Consider the following 15,579-nt stretch of genomic DNA (forward strand, 5'->3'; position numbering starts at 1 on the left):
TATGATGGTTTAGCCTGATTTTTTAGATCCAGCAAATGGGCATGCTGTTTGTCTAAGGTAATTTCCTATATTCTTTTTAATTATATAAGTTTAATGGGGTTAACCCAGGTAGTGGTCTGCCCTGTAAGGTTCAGGACTGAGACCCTTCCTGGTCCTTACCTCCCTTGTTATGGTGTGCTGCAGTTCATTTGGAAGTCTCTCGAATCCAGCGTTCTCTGTTGACCAGAGACATCGTCCCTCGGTGGCTGACCTGATATCACCTGCGAATCCGAACATCTCTGCCACCGGTACAGTGGATTCAACGGTTACCATGTCACCCTCCTGGGTCATGTTGACGATCTGTCCGCGCCTGTTCTGTATCTCACGTGTTGCGCTTCCCATGTAATCCTGTGGCACGTTGATGAATACCTTCTGTATGGGTTCAAGGAGCACTGGCTCCGCAGACATCATGGCACCGAAGATACCCTTCCTTATGGCTGGAAGTACCTGTGCGGGACCCCTGTGGACAGCGTCCTCGTGGATCTTGGCGTCCATGAGTTTTATCTTAACCCCCATGACCTTCTCCTTGGCGACTGGACCGTTGTCCATTGCACTCTCAAATCCATCCATGAGGAGTTCCTTGATCTCATCGAGGTACTGGATACCACGGGTCATGTTGATGAAGAGGTTCTTTTCATAGACATCCCAGACCCTTCTGGCCTCCTCTTTGTCCATACCTGCCTCAATGAAGTTCTTGGCCATCTCCTTGCCCTTGACACGGCCCTCCTTTATCTTACCTTCCTGTATCGCCTGCATCACTGATGCTTCAACCGGTTCAATTTCTATGTAGAAGCGGTTGTGTTTGTTGGGTGATTTACCCTCAACTGGTCCTGCGGTACCTGCAACGGTCTCCCTGTAGACGACTATTGGTTCGGATGTCTCTATCTCAACACCCTTCTCGTTGATCCTGTAGGCTATGATCTCAAGGTGGAGTTCACCCATACCTGAGATGAGGTGTTCACCGGTCTCCTCGTTTATCTCAACCCTTACGGTTGGGTCCTCCTTACCCACCTGTCTGAGCACCTCTATGAGTTTTGGGAGGTCCTTGGTGTTCTTGGCCTCAACTGCAACTGTAACCACAGGTTCGGAGATGTGTTCAAGGCCCTCGAAGGCCTTTATCTTCCTGCCGGTGTCGCAGATTGTTTCACCTGCAACTGCATTCTTGGCACCGGTTATGGCCACGATGTTACCTGCCGGGACCTTGTCGGTGTTAACCCTCTCTGGTCCCATGTAGACACCGACCTGCTGGACACGTGCCTTGCTGTGGGAACCCACAAGGAAGACCTCGCTTCCCTTCTCTATTGTTCCGCCGTAGACCCTTCCGGTGGCGACTTCTCCTGCATGTTTGTCTATGCTCACATCGGTTACCATCACTGCCAGGGGACCTTCAGGGTCTGTTTTGAGCATGGCCTGTCCCTCTTCACTTTCAAGGTCCCCTGACCATATTATTGGAACCCTGTATGCCTGGGACTGGGCAGGGCTTGGCAGGTGTTCAACAACCATTCCCAGGAGGACCTGGTGAAGTGGCACCTTCTGGGCCAGTTCCTTCTGGTTGTCCTCTGTGCAGTACTTGTAGATGTCGTTGAAGTTTATGCCGGTCTCCTGCATTATCGGGACGTTTATGGCCCAGTTGTGGTAGGCTGAACCGAAGGCAACACTTCCATCCTCAACACGGACCTGCCATTTATCCCTGAACTCCTCAGGGGCCATGTTCTTGATGAGTTTGTTTGCATTAGCTATGATCTTCACGAACCTCTCCTGGAGTTCACCGGCGTCCAGTTTCAGTTCGTTTATGAGCCTGTCAACCTTGTTGATGAATAGGACGGGCCTCACATTTTCCTTGAGGGCCTGCCTTAGCACTGTTTCTGTCTGGGGCATTATGCCCTCAACGGCGCATACGACAACAACTGCACCGTCCACGGCCCTCATGGCCCTTGTAACGTCCCCACCGAAGTCAACGTGACCCGGGGTGTCGATGAGGTTTATGAGGTATTCCTTTCCCTCGTAGGAGTGGACCATTGAGACGTTTGCAGCGTCAATGGTGATACCCCTTGCCTGTTCCTGTTCGTCGAAGTCAAGGAAGCGCTGATCCCCTGCCAGTTCAGCGGAGATCATCCCTGCACCAGCCAGGAGGTTGTCTGAGAGTGTTGTTTTTCCATGGTCAATGTGCGCCACTATACCTATGTTACGGATGTACTCTGGCTGGTACATGAGCTCCTTAATCTTACTAATCATTTTTGCACGTCTGCTCACTAAAACCACCTGTAAGTTTAATGTGCGGATCTGGCTATCCTTTCTTTCTCTTCCTTCTTCTGTATCGCGAAGCTTCTTGTGTCGTACTCTGCAGCCAGCATTATCTCATTTGCAAGGCACTCCTCTATGGATTTCTTGTTCTTGAATGCTGCCTGCATGGCGCCCTTGGTTATGAATCCGAGTGAAAGGTCCACCCTCCTCTGGGGGGAGATGTCAACTGCGACCTGGTATCCTATACCACCGTACTTGATCCTCGTGGTCTCCTCCCTTGGTGAGGTGTTTTCAACGGCCTTAACAAGGATCTGAACAGGGTTCTCCTTGGTCCTCCTGTTTATGATTTCAAAGGCTTTCTGCACTATCTTGTAGGCCTTGTTCTTTTTACCTGAGTTCCTTTCTGTCCTCATCACCTTGTTTATGAGCCTCTCAACAATGGAGACCTTTGACTTTGCGAACTGTCTCTTGACGTGTCTTCCCATTGTGTGCGGGACCAGGATACTGTCAAGGCAGATGTACTTGGCGAGGCCCATGTCCTCAACCTTGACCTCGTCCAGTTCCCATTTATCAAAAACTAAACTCATAAGGATTACCTCACAGGTTTTTCTATTTTCCCTTTAACCATTTCCTGCAGGGATACGTTGTTGACCTTCGTCACCTTCCACCTGACACCGGGTATGTCACCCATGGACCTTCCTGAAGGTCCACCTATGCCCTCAACAACAACCTCATCGTGTTCATCGATAAAACCAATGGCGCCGTCGCCAGGTGCGAAGGCTGTGATCTGTTTTCCGTTCTTTATGAGCTGGACCCTGACACATTTCCTTATGGCTGAGTTCGGCTGTTTTGCCTCTATACCAACCTTCTCGATCACTATACCCCTGGCCTGGGGTGCTCCCTCGAGGGGGTCCGCCTTAACGTCGAGGCGCAGTGATCTCCTCTTGTAGTGTGTGTCCTTCCATCTGAAGTTCTGCCTCTTGCTTTTAAGTTTCTTTGCTGCGAAAAGTCCTGGCAAATAAGATTCCTCCTGTAAAAATTATTTTATTATAATATTGCTTATGTTGTGCTGTCTTCTGGCCAGAAGCCTGGCCCTCTCAATGTTCTGTCCGCCACGTCCAATGGCGATTCTCTTGTTCTTCGGGTCTGTTTCAACTGTGGCTATCTTTTCACCGTTTTCCTTCTGGAGTATCCTGATACTCCTGACCTTGGCTGGTGCCATGAGGTTCTTTATGAACTCCACGGGGTCGTTTGAGTGTTCTATTACTTCAACACCCTTATCAAGGGCCTTCTGGACCTTGGCAACCGTGCTTCCCTTTTTACCTATGGCCAGACCCATATCACCCTTCTTGACAAGGAAGGTTACCCTGCCGTTTTCATCATCCACGATGCAGTCCTTCACCATTGCACCGGTCATGCTCTCAAAGAGTGCAATGTACCTTATCTCATTTGTGGTAAATTTGATAGTCACAGCAACCTACCCCACCATTTCCAGTATTGTTGAATCACCTGGATCCTGGATTAAGAGGGCCCCCACGGTGAATGGTTTACCGCAGACAGAGCCCAGTTCAACACTGGTGCCTTCATGGGTGTACACCGGGATCTCTGATAGCTTCGCATAGTATTCTATGTCCTCCTTGAGGTCCTCTGGAATGTTGCTGGCCATCACCACCAGTTTACCCTTACCCAGTTTGAGGCTCTGAATAGTCCTCTTTGATCCAAGGATAACATTACCAGTATCTACAGCGACTCGTATTCCTCTATCTATGTCCATCTACTGCCTCCTATTTTCTTTCTTTCATCACAACACTAACGGAACCTGTACCCAGGGGTATAGGTTGCCCTATAATAATGTTCTCTATGATACCGGTGAGGTGGTCCACCTCGCCCCTGATACTTGCTCTCAGAAGGTGCTTACCGGTTTCCTCAAAAGAAGCCCTTGCAAGAACACTGGCCTTTTCACCACTGATACCGTGCCTTCCAATGGACTTGACAGAGCCATCAGCGGTCATCATATCTGCAACGAGCATTATGTGCCTTATGTCAACTGTGAGCCCCTGTTCCTCCATGGTCCTCTTTGCTTCGTGTATTATTGCGTTTCTGGCAGCCTCTATGCCCAGAACTGTCTCTATCTCATGTATATCGTTGGTCGTGGTCCGGACCTTATCCACACCCTCTTCTTTAAGAACAGCTCCAAGGTTTGAACCCTCAGTATGGATTACCCATTCATCATCCTCTTTACGGATAACCACCTTTCCTATGTTTTTTACCCCGCTTATCTGGAGTTTCCTCACCTTATCTGCGAGTAACCTGAGCTCCCTTATGGTGGGCTTCGGGGGTTCAAATCTCAGTATGTTGTTATCTATTTCTACTTTCTTAAAAGTTTTTTCCACCTTGGCCAGTATCTCATCATATTCAAGGTGCTTCTCCTGGATCTTCTCCTCATCCAGTTCAGCAACAACTGACATGTCAGCGTACTGGATGCTGAAATTTTTAAGCACATCGTTCAGGGTGCTCTTACCTATCTTGTTGGCCTTCCTTCGCACGAATTCCTCATCGTACCTGAGGTCCCCCTCGAAGTAGATGCTCATGGTTGGTGTGGATATCTTCTTCCGGGCGTCAACGATCTCTATGAGCCTTGGAAGACCCAGTGTAACGTTGAGCTCTGCCACACCTGCATAGTGGAAGGTACGCATTGTCATCTGGGTACCGGGTTCACCCACTGACTGGGCTGCCACCGTCCCAACGGCCTCACCGGCCTCAACCCGGGCCCGGTCATAGGCTCTCCTGACCCTTCTTATGAGCTCATCCAGTTCATCGTCACTGAGTTCATGCTTCTTCACGACCTCAGCTATGTCCTCAATGAGTTTCGGGGGGAACTTGGCCCTCTTCCGTTTGACAAGCTCCTGAACCTTGAGTATCCGCTGGTAGTCATCCTCCACCGCATCCAGGAGTTCATCGCCATCAAGGCCCTGGTTTCTTTCGGCTATTCTGCTGAAGAGCCTCACCATCTCCTGGAGTTCAGCATCCTTCAGCTTCTCCTCATCGGCAATCCGGGCCACATATTCCACCACGGGATCCGGGAGAAGGATCCCGTTCTTTGAGGAGTAATCCTCTATCTTCCCTATAATGTCCTGCACAGAATCACCTTACCCCTTTGACTTGAGCCTTATCTCCTCTACGAGTTTGTCAAGGTCCACTATCTTTCCGTAGTCGCTCTTGGCCGGATCAACGCCGTCCTCACCGAAGCGGTTCTGTATTATCACGCCCCTGTTATCAACGACCCTGCCGTCCTCATCGACTGTGAGGTCCTGGAGGGCGTTTACGAGACGCCTCTGCATGTAACCGCTCTGGGCTGTACGGATGGCTGTATCAACGAGACCCTCTCTTCCCCCCATGGCGTGGAAGAAGAATTCTATCGGGTCAAGGCCCTCCTTGTAACTTGAGTGTACGAATCCACGGGATTTTGCACCGAGTTCTCCCTTCTTGAAGTGTGGGAGTGTCCTGTTATCATATCCCCTGCTGATACGGCCACCCCTGACGGACTGCTGCCCCACACAGGCTGTTATCTGGGTGAGGTTGAGCATTGAACCCCTTGCACCGGTCAGTGCCATTATGACGGCATGGTTCTCGTCCATGTCGAAGTAGCTCTCTGCGATTTCCCCTGACTTGTCCCTTGCTTCACCGAGGACCTGCATTATCTTCATCTCCAGGGTCTCCTCGAGGCTCCTTCCGGGTAGCGGTTCGAGTTCACCGTTCTCATAGGCCTCAATGAGCTGGTCCACCCGTGCCTCTGCGTTCCGCAGGTGGGCCTCTATCCGCTCACGTGCCTCCTCAGGGATCTCCTCATCGTTGGTACTTGTGGTGAAACCCGCGTGCATTATACCTGCGATGGCGAGCTTGGTTGCTGAGTCAAGGAATTCCCTTGCGGCGTCGGTGCCGTACTCCTTGACGATATGGTCGAGGATCTTACCGGCGAAGGCACCGTAGGCCTTCTCGTCGATGACCCCTGAGATCAGCTGACCGTTTTCTATCACAACGTAGGCGTCGTTTTCACATTCCATTTCAAGGCATTCCTCGCATTTCCTGCAGACCTCGGCCCGGTAGACCATGTTGAGGTCGTCTGGGAGGACCATGCTGAAGATCTCCTTACCGGTCCAGTCACGTCCTCTTCTGTCTGGAAGTGGCAGTCCTGCCTTCTTGAGGATCTGGAAGACCTTCTCCTCACTGAAGACCGCACTCTTCCTTGTGAGGAGGTAGGCGCCTGATATATGGTCATGTATACCACCTATTATGGGCCCACCGAATCTGGGTGATAGTATGTGTTCCTGGACACGCATGAGGGTCTTGGCCTCTGCTCTGGATTCCTCGGTCTGGAACACGTGCATGTTCATCTCGTCACCGTCAAAGTCGGCGTTGTAGGGTGGGCAGACACACAGGTTGAGGCGGAAGGTCTTGTAGGGCAGTACACGGACCTGGTGGGCCATCATGGACATCCTGTGGAGGGATGGCTGACGGTTGAACAGTACGATGTCACCATCCTTGAGGTGTCTCTCAACTATGTATCCGGGTTTGAGGTTCTCAAGGACGACCTCCTTGGTCTCGTTGTAGATCCTTATCTTGCGTCCGTCGGGTCTTATGACGTAGTTGGCTCCCGGGTGGACGTCTGGCCCGTTTTCTATGTACTCCCTCATACGGTCCAGGTTCCATTCTGTGACGTAGACAGGTACGGTGACCTCCCTGGCTATGATTTCAGGGACACCCACCTCGTTTATGCTGATGTTGGGGTCCGGGGAGATGACGGTACGGGCAGAGAAGTTAACCCTCTTACCTGAAAGGTTGCTCCTGAAACGTCCCTCCTTGCCCTTGAGCCTCTGGGCCAGGGTCTTGAGGGGTCTTCCGGATCGGTGCCTTGCAGGGGGGACACCTGAGGCCTCATTGTCGAAGTAGGTGGTCACATGGTACTGTAGCAGTTCCCAGAGGTCCTCCACGATCAGCTGGGGAGCCCCTGCCTCCATGTTCTCCTTGAGGCGCTGGTTTATCCTGAGTATATCGACCAGTTTATGGGTCAGGTCGTCCTCTGACCTTTCACCGGTTTCGAGGGTGATTGAGGGCCTCACCGTGACCGGGGGGACCGGGAGGACTGTCAGGACCATCCATTCTGGCCTTGCAACCTCTGGGTTGACACCGAGGATGAGGGCGTCGTCATCGCTTATCCTCTCAAGACGCTCCCTCACCTCACTGGGTGTGAGCTTGTAGTCTCCCTCGACGATTGAGACGGGCTTGTCGAGTTTGATCTCCTCCTGTTCCTCCTCACAGTGGGGACACTTATCGCGGCGCGCCTCTGTGTATATCTCCTTTATTATGGGGGTGAGGCTTTCCTCCTTCTCCATGGCGTCCAGGATCCTCTGACGGTATTCCTCGATTTCAGTCTCGGTGAGGAGGACCCTCCCACATTTTCTGCAGGTTGACCGCAGGATTTTGTGTATGGTGTCTGCGAATCCCACGTGTATGACTGGCCTTGCAAGGTTTATGCTCCCGAAGTGGCCCGGGCACTCCCCTCCCTTGGCGCCGCAGGTCCTGCAGCGGAGGCTGGGGTCTATCACACCGAGCCTGGGATCCATGAGCCCGTTCTCTATGGGGTACCCGTCCTCGTCGTAGGTGTCCGGGGTGACGATCTGGGCGACGGACATCTTCCTGATATCCTCGGGGGACATGAGGCCAAAGTTTATCTGGGAAATTTTCTTTAAAATTCCTCTCAAGGTATTCTCTCCTTTTTTTTATTCCCTTAAATTCATTATCATGCCTTATCTTCCAGTATGAGTTTCGGGAAGATACAGAGACTCTTGAGTTCGTCGAGGAGTAATTTGAAGGCGTATGATACTTCCACAGGGAATGATTCTGAGTCCTCACATATTGGACAGTATTTCTTGTCCCTTATCTTGTCATAGACTGCTATCATACCACAGTCTGCACATACGAGTGCCTCATACTTGTCTGATTCATCAAGGAGCCTCTCCTTAAGGGCGAGGGCTGCTCCATGTGCGATGAGACAGTCCCTTTCCATTTCACCGAATCTGAGACCTCCTTCCCTGGCCCTCCCCTCTGTTGGCTGTCTTGTGAGGACCTGGACCGGACCCCTGGATCGTGCATACACCTTGTCTGTTGTCATGTGGTGCAGTTTCTGGTAGTAGGCCACTCCAATGAATATCTCAGCCTCTATCCTCTCACCGGTTATACCGTTGTAGAGTGATTCAACACCTGCACTTTCAAATCCGTTTGCCCTGAGGGCCTCCTTTATGTCATCCTCGTGCTCTCCTGTGAATGGTGTTCCATCCACCCGGCGGCCCTCCATGCAGGCAGCCTTACCCGCCAGCATCTCCAGGACCTGCCCCACTGACATCCTTGATGGTATGGCGTGGGGGTTGACTATGAGGTCGGGCACTATTCCGTCCTCGGTGAAGGGCATGTCCTCCTGGGATACTATGAGGCCGACAACCCCCTTCTGACCGTGTCTTGAGGCGAATTTATCACCTAGCTCGGGCTGTCTCTGTTCCCTGACCCTGATCTTGGCGAGTCTGCTACCTTCGACAGTTTCTGTAAGGAGAACGGCGTCCACTATACCCTTTTCACCATGTCTCACGGTTACTGATGTTTCTCTTCTTCGCTCTGCCACGGTCCCGAATTCATCTATCTCTTCAAGGAAACGTGGTGGTGATGTTTTACCTATCAGGACGTCACCGGATGAGACCTCTGCCTCAGGGTTTATTATACCGTCCTCATCGAGGTGTCTGTAATCGCTCTCTGACCTGTAGCCCCTGACACCCTTCTCAGGTATCTCGAAGCGGTCCTCCTGACCACCGGGGTATCTCCTCTCGGCTGCCTCATAGGATCTGAAGAATGATGACCTTGCAAGGCCCCTCTCAAGGGATGCCTTGTTGAGTATGAGGGCGTCCTCCATGTTGTAGCCCTCATAGGACATTACCGCAACAACGAAGTTCTGACCTGATGGTCTTTCATCGTAGCCTGTCACATCTATTATCCTTGTCTTGACTATGGGGACCTGGGGGTGGTGGAGGAGATGTGCACGTGTATCTGTCCTCAGGTCATAGTTTGATGCGTATAGACCCAGGGCCTGCTTGGTCATCCCCGCCTCCATGGTGTTCCTCGGTGAGGAGTTGTGGTTTGCAAAGGGGATGATACCTGCGCAGATACCGAGCATCGTGGAAGGATCTATTTCGAGGTGGGTGTGTTCATCATTGATTTCATCAGGGCTCATGGCTATGTAGGCGTTTTCCTCCTCCTCTGCGTCCAGGTACTCTATTATTCCCGCGGCTATGAGGTCGTCCCATGACATTTCCCCTGCTTCAAGCCTTTCAAGGTGTTCTTCTGTGAGGAGAGGTTCTCCGTCCTCAACTATGATCAGGGGCCTCCTGGCCCTTCCAGGGTCTGTGAATATGTAAATCTCATGGTTTTCAGGGTAATGGGTTATGTTCATTTCAGGGGAGACTTCTCCGGATCTCCTCTTTTTCCGCATCTCATCAACAAATTCTTCAGGGTTTTCACAGGTCCCTATAAGCTTCCCGTTAATGTAAATTTTGGTTTTACTCACTTAACAGCCTCCCGGTGGAAAATTAGTTCACAACCCCCATTTTTTTAATGACCTCCTCAACCTCACTGGCATCTGAGCCCTCGGATATCTTTGCCAGCAGGGCGAGGTTCTTAACAAGACCACAGTTTGGACCCTCAGGGGTTTCGTTTGGACAGATCTTACCGAACTGTGTCGGGTGAAGGTCCCTTGCCTCGAAGTGGGGCTGGCTTCTGCTGAGGGGTGAAACGACTCTCCTCATGTGGGAGAGTGTACCCATGTAACTTGTCCGGTCCAGCAGCTGGCTCACACCTGCCCTTCCACCAACCCGGTTACCGGTTGCAATTGCGTGTTTGAGGTTCTCTGTAAGCACATCTGATCTCACAGCCTGCTTGACGGACGGCTCCTTACCCCTTGCAAGGCTCCTCTCAAGCTGGTAACTCATATCCCTGCTAAGACTTGTGAAGGCCACCCTCAGGAGGTCCTCCATGAGGTCGCCTGAAACCCTGAGCCTCTTGTTCGTGTAGTGGTCCTTGTCGTGGGGTTTGCGCTCCCCTGATATGACCTGCAGTAGCATCTCGGTCATCTCAGCAAGGTATGTTGCCTTCTCCAGCCTCTTCTCAGGTTCTGTTCCTATATGGGGCAGGAGGTATCGATCTATGACGTCTTCAGCCCTTTTTATACGGTATTCCTCGGTCATCCCCTTGGCGACGCGGTTACCGATGTACTTTATGGCGCTCCTTATGAGGTACTCCCTCCTATCCTCTTCGTCAAGCTCCTCCATCTCCTTTTTGTTGAGGTTGAGCTTGTCAAGGGAGACCTGTATATCGTCTGCAGCTATCATCTGGTAGTTGAAGTCGTCTGATATGCTTGTGATGATTTCCTGGTCGGTTGCAAGTCCAAGGGCCCTCAGGAGTATGACAAGTGGGATTTCCCCTGGAACGTAGGGGAAGGATATACGCAGGAAAACACCGGTCTTCCTTGGCTTACGGTACTCGAGGGATATTCTGGCCCTGAATCCGCTCCTTATGGATGTTACTATCGCCCGAGCCCTGTTTTCATCCTCTTCACCGATTCTTTCAAGGATTATCTTGTTTGGGGCTATCTCCTCCATTGTGACTATGGATCTCTCTGATCCGTTAACAATGAAGTAGCCTCCAGGGTCTGCAGGGTCCTCTCCCTTCTCCATCAGTTCCTTCCTGCTGAGGCCATGGAGGTGGCATATCTCAGATTTCAGCATCACCGGCAGCTCACCGATGTATACCTTTTCGAATTCTGTTTCAGGGCCACCCTCCTTGAGGAGCCTCATCTCCAGGCTCATGTGGGCTGAGTAGGTGAGGTTTCTTAGCCGGGCCTCTGTGGGATATATCTTGCTCTTTGAGCCGTCAGCCTCCTTGATGAAGGGCTTCTCTATGCTCACCTTTCCTGTTTCAACCCGGTACTTTCCCTGTTCCAGTTCAATGGGTTCGCTTGTATCTATTATTTCCTGTATGCGGTTACTTACGAAGTCGTTATATGAATGGATGTGGTGGTCCACCAGGTCGTATTTATCAAAAAACGCGTCTACCAATCCCCATGCACTTTTTTTCATGGACTTCCTCCAAAACAAATTAGATGATGAAATGATCCTGCACCGTTGATCTTAAAAACTAGTCCTGAACAAGCCTGTAGGTTACGAATTCCTCTGCAGTCGGACTTTTACGAATTATTTTCACTATATCCCCCCTTTTAGCGCCTATGGCCTTGGCCACAGGGTCTGTTGTTTTTATTTTTGGAAGCTGTTCTGGATGCGCATCGAGTTCTTTCAGCACCCTCTTTGCTTCAGATTCATTCAAAATCACGTGTTCCGGAACCAGCTGGTGTTTCAAGATCTCCCTCTTCACAATTCAGTCCTCCAGATAAAAAGTCACCGTAAAATTAGATAGCGGGCCCGACGGGAATTGAACCCGCGACCACTTGGTTAAAAGCCAAGCGCTCTGCCAGACTGAGCTACGGGCCCTCAGGAAACGCCCTGGCCGGGAATTGAACCCGAGTCGCGGGCTCGACAGGCCCGCATGATAGCCCCTACACCACCAGGGCAGGTCTCTAGAATGAGAGCATTTCATTGTTCTCTTGTTACCTGCTTATATACTTTTCCATTGCTGTATGACATGCATGCTATGAGTTATATTTTTCTGGTATTTAAAGCTTTCACACCATTGGTGGAGTCCCGCCTGCCGGACTTGAACCAGCAACCCTCGGATCTACAGTCCGATGCTCTGCCAATTGAGCTAAGGCGGGTTGATATACATCATTGGACATGATGTATATTTAAGCTTTGTGGATGGGACCACCCGGATTTGAACCGGGGTCTCAGGCTCCCAAAGCCCAAAGGATCGACCAAGCTACCCTATGGTCCCTTTCTGAAGCCCCGGACGGGAATTGAACCCGCGACCACGAGATTACAAGTCTCGCGCTCCACCAGACTGAGCTACCGAGGCATTTCCAATGTTAGTAACTACTTATTTATATAGTTTGTGGTTAGGGGTGCCTGGATTCCTCAAGCACCCTGACCGCTGGAAGCTCCTCCCCCGCAAGTAAACTTATGCTGGCACCGCCACCACTGCTGATATGGTTTATGCTGTCCTCAAAGCCCATCTTCACAGCTGCAGCAGCCAGGTGACCCCCGCCAATTATTGAGAAACCCTCTGAAGAGGATATTGCATTCAGTATGTCCTCGGTTCCTATGCTGAAATCAGGGTTCTCGAATACACCCGCAGGGCCATTGGCAAAGAGGGTCCTTGCCTCACGTATCCTCCTGGCATAGAGCTTTATGGTTTCCATTCCGATATCCTGTATCGGATGGTTGGGTATCTTTTTCACAGGAACATCAACCCTCTTGCCCTCCCTGCATACAGCCACATCCACAGGTACAAGTATCCTTTCAGGGAAGCGCTTCTTCAGTTTCTTCGCCACCTTGATGAAGTCACAGTATCCCCTGCTCTTGATGAAGTCCATGTTTACCTTACCTATCTTAACCCCGCATCCCGCAAGGAATATGTTGGCAACAAGGCCCGTTGTCAGCACAAGATCTGCGCTACCGTTTTCAAGGACGTTCTTCATGACCATGATGGAGTCATCAACCTTCACCCCGCCGAGCACATAGACACAGGGCCTTTCAACATTTTCAAGGGCACCCTGAAGTGTTCGAAGTTCCCTTTCCATTACACGACCCGCAGCTGACGGTACCCTGAGGGCGAAGCCAACAAGGGAGGGCTGGGACCTGTGGGCTGCCGCGAAGGCGTCGTTGATAAAGTAGTCCAGGAGTGGCGCCAGCTTTCTAACAAGGTGGGTCTCTGCCTGCTCCTCAGGGTCCCTCTTGAGCACCTCCTCGGAGTAGAAGCGAACGTTCTCAAGGAGGATTATCTCACCATCCTCCAGTCCTGAGATGCTCTCCCTTGCAGCGGATCCGAATATGTCCTCAACATACCTGACGGGCCTCCCCAGTATATCTGAAAGTGCCCTGGCATGCTGTTCCAGTGTTGTGAAGTCATTCTTTCCCGGCCTGCTCTGGTGGGCCATCACAACTGTCCTGGCACCCCTATCTGCAAGTTCCCTTAGGGTCTCTGCATGGAGCCTCATCCTTGTATCATCGAGTATGGTACCATCATTGGGGTCCACAGGGGAATTTATGTCCACGCGGACAAGGACCGTCTTTCCTGTGACTTCAATGTCATCCATGGTTTTAAATTTAAAGGACACCTGGATCACCATCAAACCTTACTTACAAGATCCAGAAGGGCATCCCGTGGGCTGTCAGCCAGGATGATACCTGATGCAAGAAGAACACCCTCGGCCCCCAGGTCAACAGCAGCCTTCATGTCGTCTCCTGTGGATATTCCGGCGCCGCAGAGTACACTGACCTCAGGGTTCACCTTCTTCACAGCATCAACACTTCCTGTTATAACCTCAGGTTCGGCCTTTGACACAGGTATCCCGGATCCTATGAGTTCAGGGGGTTCAACCGCCACGAAGTCCGGTCCCAGGGCGGCAGCAGCAGCCGTGGTCATGACATTGTTTGTGCATACCACGGACATCATCTCAAGTTCCCTCATCCTTGATACCACCCATTCGATGTCTGCAAGCTGCATCCTCTTCTCTGAATGGTTTATGAGGGTACCATCTGCACCTGAGTCCCTGGCGCACTCTGCAAGGACGCTCCCTGTGTGTCCACCAGCATCAACGGGGTCTATGTGCTGTGCCAGTACCTGTATTTCCACAGCCTCACTCACCCGGTGGAGGTCCATGTGCTGCGGTGCCACAGCCATGTTAACACCGGTCTCATCTGCGACATCCTGGCATATTGATGCAAGTTCGAGGGCTCTCTCACCTGTTGATTCGAGGTATGTTTTAAAATTCAGTATGACGATGGGTGTGTCCTTCAACTCCAAATCCTCCAGCATGATTAATGGGATATCTCATAGTATGGTTGAGGTGTATTATAAAATATGCTGTGACATCCGTGCGGGAGTTCTTGAAGGGGGTTTGTGAATGAATTTGTCTGTTAATATCCGGTGCATCCCCACAGAATAGGGTTACATGCATAAAGCTATTAGATGATGGCAAAACAGTGAAAAATTAAATTGTAAACATTATACTACATGTTGTAGGTCTTCACAACGCTTGTTGCGCGACCGCAGGTTGCAGTATAATGTTTACTACCGTAACGCTTGGTTACCAGTGACGGTTCAAAGCTTGTCCATCTGCCCTCTGAATACACGTGAAGCCATCGGTGTCTTGATGATGCCGAGGTGGCACCCTGCACGACCTTCACCTTGTAGCCGTTTGCTGCAAGTTTCCTGGCAGACCAGTCAGAGAGTCCCCAGCAGTCCCCGTAGCCTGTCTTTTCAACGCCTTCAGCTGTGTGTGGGCCGCCTGATCTGTGATTCAGGTTCCTGTTAATGTATGATGCAAGCCTCTCAAGGCCCTCATCACCCTCCAGATTGTTAAGCTCATCAGAGCTTACAGCCCGGGTGTATGCTTTTCTTGAGGTTGTCCTGTAGGTAGCACGGCTCCTGTATTTCTTCTTTGTCTTTGTCTTATAGGCAGCCTTTGTCCGGTACGTGTACTTCTTTTTTGTCTTTGTCCGGTAGGTTTTCTTCACGGTACCCTTGGAAGCATGGACCTTGCTGTATCTCTTGTACTTTTTGTACTTGGATGCTGCATCAACCTTTGGCAGGGATGTGGACTTTGCTGTTATCTTATCGCCACTGGAATCCTGAAATTCCAGCTGTCCGATGGGTATGGTACTCACTGCTACTGCAAGTGCAAGTAGAGCGAGGTAACGCGAGTGTCTCTTAATCTTACCGCCTCCACTGATGGCAGGATCTACCCGCCGACCTTACCATGAACCTTAATCACATCACCACTATATATAAACCTTTGTTTCCGGAATAAGACAAAAAGGCTTATATAATGCTTTTTTCAGCATTCAGAGGATTCTGATCATGAATTGATAATGGCGCCCCAATACTCCGTTAAAAGGTTTTATTTTTTCTAAAGAAGGAATATGGGACCCTAAAAAAGCCGAAAAGCTTTTAAATTAAATCAGCACTTCAAGCACATCCAGGCACATTTTAATGAATTCAATTCCATCATGGACTTTTAAGAGAGCTTATATGACAAAACCGGGGATTATAAGACAGTTTAAACAAAGCATTTTTAATAAT

Annotated in this window: 13 protein-coding genes and 5 tRNA genes; all 18 read right to left on the bottom strand. The window is 50.8% G+C overall.

What is annotated here, in order from left to right; genetic code table 11:
- Nucleotides 1-99: 99 nt before the first annotated feature.
- A complete protein-coding gene (locus tag C7452_RS01555) occupies nucleotides 100-2,292 on the bottom strand; it encodes an elongation factor EF-2 (protein WP_115892004.1) in 2,193 nt (730 codons plus the stop codon).
- A gap of 17 nt (nucleotides 2,293-2,309) precedes the next feature.
- Nucleotides 2,310-2,870 carry a 30S ribosomal protein S7 gene (gene rpsG, locus C7452_RS01560; RefSeq protein WP_048175661.1) on the bottom strand — a complete coding sequence of 187 codons (561 nt, stop codon included), beginning with the start codon at nucleotides 2,868-2,870 and terminating at the stop codon, nucleotides 2,310-2,312.
- Between the two features lie 5 nt (nucleotides 2,871-2,875).
- Nucleotides 2,876-3,301, bottom strand: a complete 426-nt coding sequence (locus C7452_RS01565) for a 30S ribosomal protein S12 (RefSeq protein WP_048175660.1) — start codon at nucleotides 3,299-3,301, stop codon at nucleotides 2,876-2,878.
- A 21-nt stretch (nucleotides 3,302-3,322) separates the two neighbouring features.
- A complete protein-coding gene (locus C7452_RS01570; RefSeq protein ID WP_010876680.1) occupies nucleotides 3,323-3,754 on the bottom strand; it encodes a NusA-like transcription termination signal-binding factor in 432 nt (143 codons plus the stop codon).
- Nucleotides 3,755-3,760: 6 nt separating this feature from the next.
- Nucleotides 3,761-4,057: a 50S ribosomal protein L30e gene (locus C7452_RS01575; RefSeq protein ID WP_010876679.1), complete on the bottom strand. Its 297-nt coding sequence runs from the start codon at nucleotides 4,055-4,057 to the stop codon at nucleotides 3,761-3,763.
- Nucleotides 4,058-4,067: 10 nt separating this feature from the next.
- Complete coding sequence (rpoA2, locus tag C7452_RS01580; RefSeq protein WP_115892005.1) at nucleotides 4,068-5,423, bottom strand: DNA-directed RNA polymerase subunit A''; 1,356 nt, start codon at nucleotides 5,421-5,423, stop codon at nucleotides 4,068-4,070.
- A 9-nt stretch (nucleotides 5,424-5,432) separates the two neighbouring features.
- Complete coding sequence (gene rpoA1 / locus C7452_RS01585; protein ID WP_115892006.1) at nucleotides 5,433-8,045, bottom strand: DNA-directed RNA polymerase subunit A'; 2,613 nt, start codon at nucleotides 8,043-8,045, stop codon at nucleotides 5,433-5,435.
- A 38-nt stretch (nucleotides 8,046-8,083) separates the two neighbouring features.
- Nucleotides 8,084-9,895 (bottom strand): DNA-directed RNA polymerase subunit B, encoded by a 1,812-nt coding sequence (gene rpoB / locus C7452_RS01590; RefSeq protein ID WP_115892007.1) that lies wholly within the window; start codon nucleotides 9,893-9,895, stop codon nucleotides 8,084-8,086.
- Between the two features lie 22 nt (nucleotides 9,896-9,917).
- Nucleotides 9,918-11,462, bottom strand: a complete 1,545-nt coding sequence (locus tag C7452_RS01595) for a DNA-directed RNA polymerase subunit B'' (protein ID WP_115892008.1) — start codon at nucleotides 11,460-11,462, stop codon at nucleotides 9,918-9,920.
- 58 nt (nucleotides 11,463-11,520) lie between these two features.
- Nucleotides 11,521-11,754 carry a DNA-directed RNA polymerase subunit H gene (locus C7452_RS01600; protein ID WP_010876674.1) on the bottom strand — a complete coding sequence of 78 codons (234 nt, stop codon included), beginning with the start codon at nucleotides 11,752-11,754 and terminating at the stop codon, nucleotides 11,521-11,523.
- 42 nt (nucleotides 11,755-11,796) lie between these two features.
- Nucleotides 11,797-11,870 (bottom strand) — tRNA-Lys (locus C7452_RS01605).
- Nucleotides 11,871-11,878: 8 nt separating this feature from the next.
- A tRNA-Asp gene (locus tag C7452_RS01610) sits at nucleotides 11,879-11,950 on the bottom strand.
- A gap of 128 nt (nucleotides 11,951-12,078) precedes the next feature.
- Nucleotides 12,079-12,151, bottom strand: a tRNA-Tyr gene (locus C7452_RS01615).
- 44 nt (nucleotides 12,152-12,195) lie between these two features.
- Nucleotides 12,196-12,270 (bottom strand) — tRNA-Pro (locus C7452_RS01620).
- Between the two features lie 7 nt (nucleotides 12,271-12,277).
- Nucleotides 12,278-12,351 (bottom strand) — tRNA-Thr (locus C7452_RS01625).
- Nucleotides 12,352-12,391: 40 nt separating this feature from the next.
- On the bottom strand, nucleotides 12,392-13,612 hold the full coding sequence (locus C7452_RS01630) for a phosphoglycerate kinase (RefSeq protein WP_170130270.1): 1,221 nt from the start codon (nucleotides 13,610-13,612) through the stop codon (nucleotides 12,392-12,394).
- Nucleotides 13,613-13,623: 11 nt separating this feature from the next.
- A complete protein-coding gene (gene tpiA, locus C7452_RS01635) occupies nucleotides 13,624-14,313 on the bottom strand; it encodes a triose-phosphate isomerase (RefSeq protein ID WP_115892010.1) in 690 nt (229 codons plus the stop codon).
- 194 nt (nucleotides 14,314-14,507) lie between these two features.
- The gene (locus tag C7452_RS01640; protein ID WP_115892011.1) at nucleotides 14,508-15,164 is read right to left on the bottom strand and encodes a transglutaminase domain-containing protein; all 657 of its coding nucleotides are present in this window, start codon (nucleotides 15,162-15,164) and stop codon (nucleotides 14,508-14,510) included.
- Nucleotides 15,165-15,579: the final 415 nt, after the last annotated feature.

It is taken from the genome of Methanothermobacter defluvii, from assembly GCF_003385755.1.
Lineage (GTDB): Archaea > Methanobacteriota > Methanobacteria > Methanobacteriales > Methanothermobacteraceae > Methanothermobacter > Methanothermobacter thermautotrophicus.